The sequence below is a fragment of the Arthrobacter sp. StoSoilB20 genome, from assembly GCF_019977295.1.
In the GTDB taxonomy this organism is placed as follows: domain Bacteria; phylum Actinomycetota; class Actinomycetes; order Actinomycetales; family Micrococcaceae; genus Arthrobacter; species Arthrobacter nicotinovorans_A.
Window position 1 is genome coordinate 1,545,323 of sequence record NZ_AP024651.1, and the last position, 11,836, is coordinate 1,557,158.

Annotated in this window: 9 protein-coding genes; 4 read left to right on the forward strand and 5 right to left on the reverse strand. The window is 62.7% G+C overall.

From position 1 onward, the window contains the following. Positions 1-69: 69 nt before the first annotated feature. The 3 genes from LDN85_RS07065 (at position 70) to LDN85_RS07075 (ending at position 3,575) form a co-directional block, all read left to right on the forward strand. Positions 70-1,356 (forward strand): hypothetical protein, encoded by a 1,287-nt coding sequence (locus LDN85_RS07065; RefSeq protein WP_155854102.1) that lies wholly within the window; start codon positions 70-72, stop codon positions 1,354-1,356. 336 nt (positions 1,357-1,692) lie between these two features. Then, positions 1,693-1,857: a hypothetical protein gene (locus LDN85_RS07070; protein WP_155854103.1), complete on the forward strand. Its 165-nt coding sequence runs from the start codon at positions 1,693-1,695 to the stop codon at positions 1,855-1,857. A gap of 419 nt (positions 1,858-2,276) precedes the next feature. Next, a complete protein-coding gene (locus LDN85_RS07075; RefSeq protein ID WP_223944982.1) occupies positions 2,277-3,575 on the forward strand; it encodes a Y-family DNA polymerase in 1,299 nt (432 codons plus the stop codon). Positions 3,576-3,660: 85 nt separating this feature from the next. Here the strand turns inward: LDN85_RS07075 and LDN85_RS07080 are convergent, their stop codons facing one another. From LDN85_RS07080 to nirB, 3 genes are read right to left on the reverse strand one after another with little or no spacing between them, the layout of a single operon-like run. After that, complete coding sequence (locus tag LDN85_RS07080) at positions 3,661-4,818, reverse strand: uroporphyrinogen-III synthase (protein ID WP_223944983.1); 1,158 nt, start codon at positions 4,816-4,818, stop codon at positions 3,661-3,663. Positions 4,819-4,830: 12 nt separating this feature from the next. Further along, complete coding sequence (gene cobA, locus LDN85_RS07085; protein WP_223944984.1) at positions 4,831-5,865, reverse strand: uroporphyrinogen-III C-methyltransferase; 1,035 nt, start codon at positions 5,863-5,865, stop codon at positions 4,831-4,833. A gap of 9 nt (positions 5,866-5,874) precedes the next feature. Further along, positions 5,875-8,505 (reverse strand): nitrite reductase large subunit NirB, encoded by a 2,631-nt coding sequence (gene nirB / locus LDN85_RS07090; protein ID WP_026542745.1) that lies wholly within the window; start codon positions 8,503-8,505, stop codon positions 5,875-5,877. A 282-nt stretch (positions 8,506-8,787) separates the two neighbouring features. Between nirB and nirD the strand changes: the two genes are divergently transcribed. Next, a complete protein-coding gene (gene nirD, locus LDN85_RS07095; protein ID WP_026542744.1) occupies positions 8,788-9,150 on the forward strand; it encodes a nitrite reductase small subunit NirD in 363 nt (120 codons plus the stop codon). A gap of 21 nt (positions 9,151-9,171) precedes the next feature. Here the strand turns inward: nirD and LDN85_RS07100 are convergent, their stop codons facing one another. Then, positions 9,172-10,917 carry a phospho-sugar mutase gene (locus LDN85_RS07100; protein ID WP_223944985.1) on the reverse strand — a complete coding sequence of 582 codons (1,746 nt, stop codon included), beginning with the start codon at positions 10,915-10,917 and terminating at the stop codon, positions 9,172-9,174. A gap of 115 nt (positions 10,918-11,032) precedes the next feature. Continuing rightward, positions 11,033-11,833, reverse strand: a complete 801-nt coding sequence (locus LDN85_RS07105; RefSeq protein WP_209320074.1) for a purine-nucleoside phosphorylase — start codon at positions 11,831-11,833, stop codon at positions 11,033-11,035. Positions 11,834-11,836 lie beyond the last annotated feature (3 nt).

Consider the following 11,836-nt stretch of genomic DNA (forward strand, 5'->3'; position numbering starts at 1 on the left):
TCTTAAGACATTGAATAATTCATCAAACACGGACCGAGACCGAATCGGCCCGCACTGGACGGGGATTCATTGAAGAAACCACTACCCATTGCAGCAGGTACTTTTGTCTTGCTGCTCGGCATTATCAGCCCCGCCGTGGCGGCATCGGATGCCCCGGTCACGCCGCCGGGGGAGGGCGCTATCGAGGAATACTCCAAGAGTGTAGGTGTCGACTTCTTGGACAACCAGAAGAAGCTCTCCGACTTCAAGTACTGGATCACACAGGTCCCGGGAATCTACGATGCTGGCTACGTTGAACAGGTTAATGATGCAAAAAGCCTTTCTGTAAAGGCATTGTGGAAGGGTTCATCCCTGCTTCGCGAAACCGTCGCCAACGAAGGACGAAAGCGAGGCATCATGGTGACATTCTCCGAGCGTCCATATTCGGTCCCCGAAATTGATTCGGCGACTCAAGCCCTCATAAATAATGACAAGGCCTTTGAACCGCTGGGATTCAAGATAGCTTCCATCGGAGGCATCGGCGATGATTCAGGTGAAATATCCATCCGCGGATACGCCGTCAAGAATGAAGGCGGCCTGCTCACATCATCGGAACGGGCTGCAGTGGAGAACCTTGCACGCGACATTACCAAGTGGCCTATCCAAGTCATTGATGGAGTCCAGTCACGCCCCGCCACTCGCATGAATGACTCCCACCCCTTCAACTCAGGTGCGTACATACTCAACAGCAACCAAACAGCTTGCACAACTGGGTTTGCGCTGAAAGCCAGAACGGGAACAGGGCAGTGGACCAATACGGCCCGCCACTGTGAGGGATCTGGCTGGTGGACTGCCCGCGACAATACCGGATCCTCAGCAGGAATGCAGTGGTGGGATACTCCCGATGGTCAAGCCGCCATGCTGTCCGAAGGCGGAAGCCGTTGGATGTTTGACGGCGCGTGGAACAACACGGCAGGATATTCCAAACCTGTTGCTGGATTCCACGACGTTTCATTGGGCGACTGGATCTGCACAAGCGGCGGGAACTCCGGCGTGCATTGCAATATCAGCGTCCTTTACACGAATTTTTCCTGGAATGACGGGTACGGTTACGCCTCCCAAATCGAGGGCTACCAAACAGTGGACGGTCAGCGTGCCGCAATCCAAGGGGATAGCGGTGGGCCCGTACTTGCCCCCTACGGCAATGGCAGCGTCGGCGCTGTCGGAATGATCCAGGCCGTCGCTGGCCCCCTATATAACTACGGCAATTGCGGCAGCGTTCGGGACGGCGGGGCCAACTACTGCAGTCGATACGTGTGGTTTACGTCTACGCGCACGATTGCGAACAGCGCGGGGATGGATTTGGTTACCTGGTAGTTACTGCTACACGCCTCAACCTGCTGGCTACGAAAGGCCTCGTCCGGTTCTCCGGTCGAGGCCTTTTCAACCTCTCCAATTCCGAGTACCACGATTTACGGTTCCTGCGAATTCTCCTCGGTCGAAGCGCAGAATTGCGGCGGCGAAGGCTTTTGGCTTGAGGAGTCAGAGAGCGTTAATGGCCAGATCGCTTCGTCTGGCAACAACATGATCGCGGACACAGCCAAGAACTCCAATGTTGATGGTTGGGGGCCGATTCCAAACAATTTTGTCAACGACGCTGGGTGGAATGGCGGTCCTGCTTCGACCAGACCCACTCCGGCGGACCATCCTGCCATGAGGTTGAAGCGGAAGTCCAAGTACAACAATCTCTCCATCTCCTCGCGAACCGCGGGTCAACAGGCCGGGATAGGTTTGGGCCAACAGGCTTATGCTCTGAGCCTCGATGCCACGTTTGGGACACTGGCCAACAACATCTCCGTGACGCACTCCGATAGTTAGGATGGGAAGCGCGTGAAGGGAATTCTGACACCTGACAGGGTTTACATCATTGGGTCCAAACGATACAGGCACCGCCAGCCTGAACCCGCGACACGACTACAGCCCTTTTGACGGTGGATTTGTCAGGCATACATGCGTCGAACTCGACAACGTGTTTGTACTGGAAACCGATCGACTCGATGCTGCTGGAGCGCCGTTCACGAACATCGAATACAACGACCGAAATGGTTGGCGAGGATTGGTTCAACGGAGCCAGTCGTACGGATGCCTTACCGCTGCCGTGGACATCGGGTAGGAAGAGCTCAGCTATTTGTCGGGGCCTGGCGGTACAGTAAATGTATTCGAATATATGTTCGAATGTGCGGCGTGTCCTGCTCCAGAATCGCGGCACGCGTGCTAAGGCCGAACGGAGGAGACCGATGTCCAAGCCAGCACTCATGCACCGGATGCAAGAGATCGCCCACGTGGACATCAACTGTTTCTATGCGTCGGCGGAACGTGCCTTCAACCCTTCGCTGGAGGGCAAGCCAGTGATTGTGCTGTCCAACAACGACGGCTGCGCAGTGACCAGGTCTCCGGAAGCGAAGAAGCTGGGGATCGGACTGGGGGAACCTTGGTTCAAACTTGCTCCACGGGCCAGGGAATGGGGTCTCATTGCCCTCTCAAGCAACTACGAGCTCTACGGGGACATCAGCTCCCGCGTCATGGAACTCCTGGCCCGCTACTCGGCGTGGCAGGAGGTGTACTCCATTGATGAGGCGTTTCTGGGGGTAAAAGGTCAACCGCAAGAGCTGCTCGAACTGGGACGGACCATCAAAACTGCGTGCCAACGGCATGTGGGCGTGCCGGTCTGCGTGGGGATTGCCCGTACCAAGACGCTTGCCAAGCTGGCCAACAAATGGGCCAAGCATAATCCGGCTTTCAACGGAGTGTGCCGTTGGGACTCGGTTCCTGGGGCCCAACGGGAGGCCTTGATGGCACGGCTGTCGGTGATTGAGATCTGGGGCGTAGCCACCAGGCTGACCAAACGGTTGAACGCCATGGGGATCTTCTCCATCCTTGACCTGGTCCGGGCCGACCCTGTGGCCCTGCGGGACAAGTTCTCCATTGTCATGATGCGCACCGTGCTGGAATTGCAGGGCACCCCGTGCATCCCGATGGAGGAGGAAAGGATCGGGAGGGACCAGCTGATCTTCTCCCGCTCCTTTTCAACGCCGATTACGACGGCGGCGCAGCTGCGGCAGGTGCTCAGCGTCTACGGCCAGATGGCAAGTGCCAGGCTCGCCAAACACGATCTCCAAGCAAAATTGCTCACGGCCTTTGCCGCCACTTCGGTCTATAACCCCAACGACAAGTCCTTTCCGACGGTTAACGTCAAGCTGCCCATACCCACCTCGGATCCCGTGCTGCTGACCAAGGCTGCCCATGCATTGGTTCCCAGGATCCAGGAAGGCGTCAGGTACGCCAAGGCCGGGATCATGGTTACTGACCTCCGCCCCAGCGGGAACCAGAAACCGCTGGAGATCTTTGAGAACCGGCACGAGGAACGTGGGATCGGCCCCCTGTTGGAGCAAGTCAGCAAGCGCTACGGCCGGGGCTCCATCGGTTTGGGGCACGCCGGAATCAAGGGAGGACCCGACTGGTCCATGAAACGGGACATGCTCAGTCCCCGGTACACCACCAACTGGGACGAACTTCCCTTGGTGAAGGCGGCCTGAGGTGGTTGGACGCCACAACTGCCGGCAGGCAGCCCGGACAGGCAACTCAGGCAGGCACCCCAGGCAGGCGGCCTGGGCAGTACACCTACGCCCGCAGCCGGTACCCACGCTTGACTACCGTTTCCACGAGCTTGCCATCGGGCAGGGAGGAGCGCAGCCGGCTGACCGTCATGTCCAGGGCATGCACGGAGCCGCGCAGATCCAACAGGTCCGAGAGCGCCTCGCGGGACAACACTGCCCCGCCCGCGCCGAGCAGGGCACGCAGGAGCAGCAGGGGAGCGGGCGCCAGGTCGATCACCTCGCCGTTGATCCGCAGGCAACGCCCGCGCAGCTCAATGGTGGCGCTCTTGGTCTCCAAGCGGCGCACATGGTTCAGGGACAAGTGCTCGGTAACCAACCGGATCAGCGCCCCCATGCGGTAACGGTCAGGGATCAGTGGCGTCAGACCGGCGTCGACCAGTGGTTGTGCGGTGACGGGCCCCACTGCGGCAACCGTCACGGGGCCCTTCAGGGCTTCGATGAGCTGACGGTAAAGGCCCATTTCGTGGGCTGTGCTCCACATCGCGTCCACGGCTGGTGCGCTGGTGAAGGTCAGGACGTCGAGGTTGCCGCCCACCACAGCCTCGATCAGGCGCGGGAGCTTGTCCTCGCCGTCGGGCTTCACCCAGCGGTAGGGGGTGACGGTCAGGACAATGGCGCCGGACATGCGCAGCCGTTCCAGCTGGCGGACGTCCGTATAGCCATGCAGCTGCACGGCCACCGTCTTGCCGCGCACGCCTTCTGCCAGCAGCATGTCCACCAGTGTCGCAGTGGTTTCGTCACTGCTGATTCCGACGTCGGCAAGACCGGCCGCGCGTACGGCACCGCGGGCCTTGGGTCCACGGACGAACATGCGGCAGGCGGAGAGTGCGTCCAGGAGTTGTTCTCCGATGCCGAAAGAGTCAGCGGCCTCGCACCACCGGCGCATGCCGTATGCGGTGGTGGCGATGCAGATATCCGGCTTCGCGGCAATGATGGTGCGGGTGTCCTCAATAAGTACCATGTCTTCCTGCACCGGGGCGATCTTCAGCGCGGGGGCGTGCAACACGCTCGCACCGCGGCGCTCCAGGGCCTCAATGAGGTCACGGGAACGGCGGTGCGAGGTGACTCCGATCCGGAATCCATCCAGCGGCGCATCGGCGGCCTCGGAAACTTCCGGTGCAGCAGCGGGGTCCTGGACTTCAAAGGTGCGTGCAACAGTCATAAGTTTTTACCCTCAGGCTTCAAGGAGCGAAGCCGCCAGGCGGCTCAGTTCAGCGGATGCTTCAGCGTGGTTGCGGTTGGCCTCGGCTACCCTGACCACTTCGCCAATGACCAGCACAGCCGGATTGCTGCAGCCGGTGGCAGCTGTTTCGATCGTACCCAGGTCAGCGATGGTGGTGCGTTGCCCCGGACGGTAACCGCGTTCCACCACGGCCATGGGCATCTCCGGCTTCATCCCTGCCCGGCGCAACCCGGCGGCCAGCTGCGGAAGTGTGCCGATGCCCATGAGGACCACGATCGTCCCGCCAAGGCCGGCCAAATGCATGTGTTCCGTCTCGGTCAAGGGTGCGTGGCCGGAGACCACCGTGAACATGTGGCTTACTTCGCGGTGCGTGACCGGGATGCCGGCTGCGGCGGGAACGGAGATGGCGCTGGTGACGCCGGAGATGACCCGTACCGGGACCCCGGCGGCAACGCAGGCAGCCACCTCCTCGCCGCCACGCCCGAACACGTAGGGATCCCCGCCCTTGAGCCGGACCACGTTCTTGCCCGCAAGGGCAGCTTCGACCATCAGCTTCTCGATGTCGCGTTGCGTTACCTTGTGAAGGCCAGGCTGCTTGCCCACGTCCACCAGTTCCGCAGAGGTCAGATCGGCGAGCTCCTGGTAAGGGGCCAGGCGGTCATAGAACACCACGTCGGCATCACGCAGGGCGTCCACGGCGCCGACGGTCAGGAGGTCCAGGGCTCCCGGGCCTCCGCCCACCAAAGTCACGTGACCCTCCGCGCCGGGGGCAGGCTCAAAAGCCACGGGCACACCGGCCTCGCGGCAGCGTTCCACCAACGGCAGCCAGCCGTCGTCGCCGTCGTCCACCATGGCCACCAGGAACGGACGCTCCGGGAGCAGCCCGTCACCTGGTACCCCCGCCGGTGCGCTCAGGCGGTACACGTTGGCCCCGGCAGCCTGGTATCGCCGGATGGCTTGGCGGGCACAGGTGTCCGAGCCCGTGACAAGGACGTCGCGGTCGGTGAGATCAATGGTGAGCTGCATGGTGAACCCCTAGTTTCCTGCGCCGACGGTTTCGCTGCGGACCGGAATGGTCGACGCGATGAGCACGCCACCCTTTTCCTCATTGGTAGCCGGACGGATCTGGCCACGCTCCGGAACGAAGGAAATGGATTCGTCCTTCTGGTCGGGAGCATTGACGAAGGAGCGGAAACGGCGGAGGCGCTCCGGGTCCTTCAAAGTCTCTGCCCACTCGTCCTCGTAGGTGTCGATGTGCTTGGCCATGGCGGCCTCAAGCTCCTCGGCGATGCCCAGGGAGTCGTTGACCACCACTTCCTCGACGTGTTTGATGCCGCCGTCCAGCTCTTCCTGCCAGCGCGCGGTGCGCTGGAGGCGGTCGGCGGTGCGGATGTAGTACATGAGGTAGCGGTCGATGTACTTCAGCAGCGTTTCGTCGTCCAGGTCCTTGGCCAGCAGCTGGGCGTGTGCCGGAGTGGCACCGCCGTTTCCGCCTACGTAAAGGTTCCAGCCGTCCGCGGTGGCGATCACTCCCACGTCCTTGCCCCGGGCCTCGGCACACTCGCGGGCGCAACCGGAAACACCCATCTTCAGCTTGTGCGGGCTGCGGAGGCCGCGGTAGCGAAGCTCCAGCGCAATGGCCATGGCCACCGAATCCTGTACTCCGAAACGGCACCAGGTGGATCCAACACAGGACTTCACTGTGCGAAGGCTCTTGCCGTAAGCCTGCCCGGACTCGAAACCGGCATCCACCAGCTCCTTCCAGATGTCCGGGAGCTGCTCCAGCCGGGCACCGAACATATCGATGCGCTGGCCGCCGGTGATCTTGGTGTAGAGGTTGTACTTTTCGGCGACGGCTGCGATGACGCCAAGGCCCTTGGGGGTAATCTCACCACCTGCGATGCGGGGGACCACCGAATACGTGCCGTCCTTCTGCATGTTCGCCAAGGCGCGGTCGTTGGTGTCCTGCAGCGAACCTCGGCCGGCATCCAAAACGTAGGCCGAGTGCTGGCTGGCCAGGATGGAGGCAATGGTCGGCTTGCAGATATCGCATCCCGCGCCGGTGCCGTATTTGGCCATGATCTCTTCGAACGAGGTCAGTTCCAGCACCCGGATGGCGTCGAAGAGTTCCTGGCGGGAGAGGCTGATGTGCTCGCACAGTGCCTTGGAAACTTCGATGCCGGACTTCGTCAGTTCGCCTTCGAGGAGTTTCTTGAGCATGGGGACACAGGAACCACATTGGGTGCCGGCACGGGTGCAGCCCTTGAGCTCGCCGAGTTCCTGCACGGGGGAGTTGCCCTCGCAGGCACCGCACCCATTGATGGTGTCTCGGATGGTTCCGGCGGCCACGTTGTTGCAGGAACACAGGATGGCATCGTCGGGCAGTTCAGTCTCAGGTGCCTCACCTCCACCCGCGGCGCTCAAATACGCGCCGGGTTCTGCTGCCAGTTCGCGGCCCAGGAGCGGGCGAAGGCTCATGTAGGGGGAAGCATCGCCCACGAAGATGCCGCCCAAGAGGGTCTTGGCATCATCGGTGGTGACGATCTTCTGGTAAACGCCGCGTGCCGGGTCGGCGTAGACAATTTCCAGGGAATGCTCGGTCCGGGCGAACGCGTCACCGAAGCTGGCCACATCCACGCCGGACAGCTTGAGCTTGGTGGCAGTGTCGAAGCCGGGGAATGTCGCCTCGCCACCGTGCAGGCGGTCGGCAACGATCTCGGCCATGGTGTTGGCAGGTGCCACCAATCCAAGGCACATGCCTCCGAAGTTGGCCACTTCACCGATCGCCCAGATGCCCTCCACCTCAGTGGCACAGTAATCGTTGATGACCACGCCGCCACGCTGGCCCAGGCTGAACAGCTGCTCCTCACCCTCTGCTGCGCGGAAGAGGTCGTCGCGGGGCCTGACCCCGACGGCTACGATCACGATGTCCGCCTCGATGGTGCGGCCGTCCGCCATCAAGACGCCGGTGACGTTGCCGTCGTCGTCCGTCAGTACTTCGGAAGGGAACACGCCACCATGGACCTCAAAGCCCTTGGCCTCAATCAGGCGACCCAGCGACTGCCCGGCACCCTCATCCAATTGCGTGTTCATCAGCCAGGGTGCTCCGTTGATGACAATGGGAGTGGCACCCAACTGTTCGGTGCCGGCAGCGGACTCAAGGCCCAGCAAGCCGCCACCAATAGTGACCGCGTTAACCTTGCGGCCCAGCTTTTCCCGGAGCTCGGCGATGGCCTTGTTGATGGCCCAGACGTCATCGAGCGTGCGGTACACGTGAGTGTGTTCGGCACCGGGAATCGGGAGGCGGGCTGCATCCGAGCCCGAAGCCACCACCAAGTGGTCGTATTCGTACGTGTTCCCCGCAGCGGTAAGGACACTCCTGGAGGCGGAGTCGATCTTCACGGCGCGCTCGCCGGTCACCAGGGTCAGCGCCTCGTGGTCCCACATGGACGCGTCGCCCAAAGTAAGGTCCACACCGGTTTCGGTGAGGGCCTTGCTCAACGCCACGCGGTCGTAGGGGAGGTGGGCCTCTTCGGTCAGCACCGTGACCTGCCAGCCTTCAAGACCGCGGTTGACCATGGCATCGGTGAAACGGTGGGCAGCGGGGCCGCCGCCGACGACGACGACGCGGCGCGGGTTCTCTGTGCTTGAAGTGTGTCCGGTCACTGGTGGGCCTTTCGCAGACGTTGCAGACGGATCTGCTGCAACTCGTGGTTCCAGACTAGGTATGGGCAGTTTCGCGTCAGTTTCCCTTTTGTTTCGTGATCTTAACTTCTGCATCACAACGGCATTTCGTGAGGCGTGAGGTCTCTTTTACGCGCTGGACACAAACGCGGACACCTGATGAAACACCAGGGTCCTAGCGTGGAAGAGTGGCCGCAAGCGTGGCCCGGTCCGGGGGAGTGACGGCGAAAATGCCAGCACCCGGACAGAGTGAGAGGGGCTGAAATGACCGTAATTCTGGACCGTGCCGTGGATGTTGCCGTTACCGGCGAGTGGCACAGGATTTGCCCGCTGGATGAACTCGAGCTGGCTTGGGGCGAGGCGGCACTGGTTGCAGGCCGACAGGTTGCGCTGTTCCGCATCGCGTCCACCGAGGTCTTCGCCGTGGCTCAGCAGGACCCGGCAACACTGGCCAACGTCATGGCCCGCGGGATCATCGGATCCCGCGGAAGCCGGCCGACCATCTCATCACCACTGCACAAAGAGGTCTACGACCTCGAAACCGGGGAGTGCTTCACCAACCCCGAGCTCGCCCTCGATGTGTTCGCCACCCGGTTGGTGGATGGCTTCATCGAGGTTGAACTCTAACCCGGCTAAAGACCGACGCTTCTAAAGCCCCAACGCTTCGCGGACGTCTCTGAGGACATCGTCCAGGGATGTTCGTGCGGCCTGGCGGGCACCGGGAAGTTCCGCGGCGGACTCCACGGGCTGGATGACTTCCAGGTAACACTTGAGCTTGGGCTCGGTGCCGCTGGGCCGGATGATGACCCGGCTTTGGTCCCGGGTCAGGTACAGCAGTCCGTCCGTGGGCGGCAAGGCTTCGCTTCCTTCGGCGAGGTCGGTAAAGACCTCGACGGCGGAGCCTCCGAACGCTTCGGGCGGATTGACGCGCAGGCGGTTCATCATGGCATCCAGCAGTCCAAGGTCCGCCACCCGGATGCTCAACTGGTCACTGGCGTGCAGGCCATGCACCAGGTAGAGATCGTCAAGGGTGTCAAAGATCGTCCTGCCCTCGGCCTTGGCAGCTGCTGCCAGTTCCGCGATCAGTACCGCCGCTGAGATACCGTCTTTGTCCCGCACCAGCTCGGGCGCAACGCAGTACCCCAAGGCCTCCTCGTACCCGTAGGTGAGGCCGGGAACCCGTGAGATCCATTTGAAGCCAGTGAGCGTTTCCTCGTGGGCGTACCCCGCGGCAGCGGCGATCCGGGACAGAAGGCGCGAAGAAACGATCGAGTTTGCGAAGACGCCCTCCCTGGCTTCCTCGCCTTCACCGACTGCCCGCCGCGCCACGATGTGTGCACCCAACAGCGCGCCCACTTCATCTCCGCGAAGCATCCGCCAGGTTCCCGTGGACGGGTCCAAGGCGGCCACCGCAGCCCGGTCGGCGTCGGGGTCGTTGGCCAGGACGATGTCCGCGCCGGCCTCCGCGGCAGCTGCGAGCGCCAAGTCCAGCGCACCAGGCTCTTCGGGGTTGGGGAAGGCAACAGTGGGGAAGTCCGGATCGGGTTCAGCCTGTTCAGCCACGAGAGTGACATCCCCAAATCCGGCGGCATTCAGGACGGAGACAGCTGTTTCGCCGCCGACGCCATGCATGGGGGTGAGGATGATTTTGAGGTCCCGGGCCGGGAAATGTTCCCGGTCAACCAGCCCGGCCATGGCGGCTTGATAGTCCGCGGCGATGGCCACGGGCAGTACGGTCCAACCGCTATCGGCCAGCTCTATGGAGTCCAGCGCACCCACAGCGTCGATTTTTTCCGCGATCTGCGCATCGTAGGGAGCCACGATCTGGGAGCCGCGTCCGCTCTCGGAAACAGCATGCCGCCCGAGGTAGACCTTGTAGCCGTTGTCCTGCGGCGGGTTGTGGCTGGCTGTAACCATCACGCCGCCGTCGCAGTCCAGGTTCCTGACCGCGTAGGCGAGCAACGGCGTCGGAAGTGCTGCGGGCATCAGGAACGTCTCTATGCCCGCGGCGGTGAAGATCGCGGCAGTTTCCTGCGCGAAGATGTCCGAGTTGTAGCGGGCGTCCAAGCCGACGACGGCGCGCGGCCGGGTCCCCGGGGCCGCTGCGGCAACCGTCTCCGTGAGGAAAGCTGCCAGGCCTGCTGCTGCGCGCCGGACCACGACGCGGTTCATGCGGTTTGGGCCGGGGCCGAGGGCTGCGCGCAGGCCGGCCGTGCCGAATTGCAGGGTGCCGCTGAAGCTGTCGCCCAGTTCCTGCACTGCTGCCGCATCTCCACCCTCGGCGAGCTCCGTCAGCTCCTCCAAGGCAGCCGACGTCGCCGGGTCCGGGTCTTGGGAGGCCCATTGGCGGGCGTCGGTGAGCAGCTGGTCAAATGCGGCATCGCTGGATGTCATAGGGTCAAAACTATCCTCATTGAGCGCTTCAGGGGCAACGGGCGGTGTGATCCCGCCCCTAAAAGTGGTCTTAAAGGGGCGGGATCCCACTCCCGGCGGAGTTGCCCGGGCAAAGCTAGAGTTTGGCGATGATCTCTGCCAGCAACTTGGAGATCCGCTTTCCGGCTGCGTGTCCGGCTTCAAGGACTTCGGCGTGGCTCAAGGGAACCGGGCTGATGCCGGCGGCGAGGTTGGTGACCAGCGAGATGCCGAAAACTTCCATGCCTGCGTGGCGGCCGGCGATTGCTTCCAGCGCCGTGGACATCCCCACCAGGTCTGCCCCGATCCGCTTGGCGTACTGGACCTCTGCCGGTGTTTCGTAGTGGGGCCCGGTGAACTGTGCGTACACGCCGTCCTGCAGGGAGGGATCTACTTCACGGGCGAGGTCGCGGATGCGGGAGGAGTAGAGGTCGGTGAGGTCAACGAACGTCGCGCCCTCAAGCGGAGATGCTGCGGTGAGGTTGATGTGGTCGCTGATCAGTACGGGAGTGCCCGGGGTCCAGTCCTCATTGAGCCCGCCGCATCCGTTGGTGAGGACCAGCGTCTTGCATCCGGCGGCAGCTGCCGTGCGGACACCGTGGACTACGGAGCGCACGCCGCGTCCTTCGTAGTAGTGTGTCCGGGCGCCAAGGACCAGGGCCCGCTTGCCCTCTTTGGTCAGGACGGAGCGGATGGTGCCAACGTGGCCCACCACGGCGGGCTTGTGGAAGCCGGGAACTTCGGTGGCGTTCAGGGTGGCGGTGGTTTCACCGATCAAATCCGCAGCCTCCGCCCATCCGGATCCGAGCACCAGGGCTACGTCATGGGACTCGACGCCGGTCTCCGCGGCAATGAAGTCGGCGGCGGCTTTCGCGGCCTCAAAGGGGTCTGTGTTCATCAG

Bases quoted from the DNA above. Each gene is read 5' to 3' on its own strand.
- LDN85_RS07070 (WP_155854103.1), top strand. From the start codon at position 1,693: ATGAGGTTGAAGCGGAAGTCCAAGTACAACAATCTCTCCATCTCCTCG.
- LDN85_RS07075 (WP_223944982.1), top strand. From the start codon at position 2,277: ATGTCCAAGCCAGCACTCATGCACCGGATGCAAGAGATCGCCCACGTG.
- LDN85_RS07080 (WP_223944983.1), bottom strand. From the start codon at position 4,818: ATGACTGTTGCACGCACCTTTGAAGTCCAGGACCCCGCTGCTGCACCG.
- cobA (WP_223944984.1), bottom strand. From the start codon at position 5,865: ATGCAGCTCACCATTGATCTCACCGACCGCGACGTCCTTGTCACGGGC.
- nirD (WP_026542744.1), top strand. From the start codon at position 8,788: ATGACCGTAATTCTGGACCGTGCCGTGGATGTTGCCGTTACCGGCGAG.
- LDN85_RS07100 (WP_223944985.1), bottom strand. From the start codon at position 10,917: ATGACATCCAGCGATGCCGCATTTGACCAGCTGCTCACCGACGCCCGC.
- LDN85_RS07105 (WP_209320074.1), bottom strand. From the start codon at position 11,833: ATGAACACAGACCCCTTTGAGGCCGCGAAAGCCGCCGCCGACTTCATT.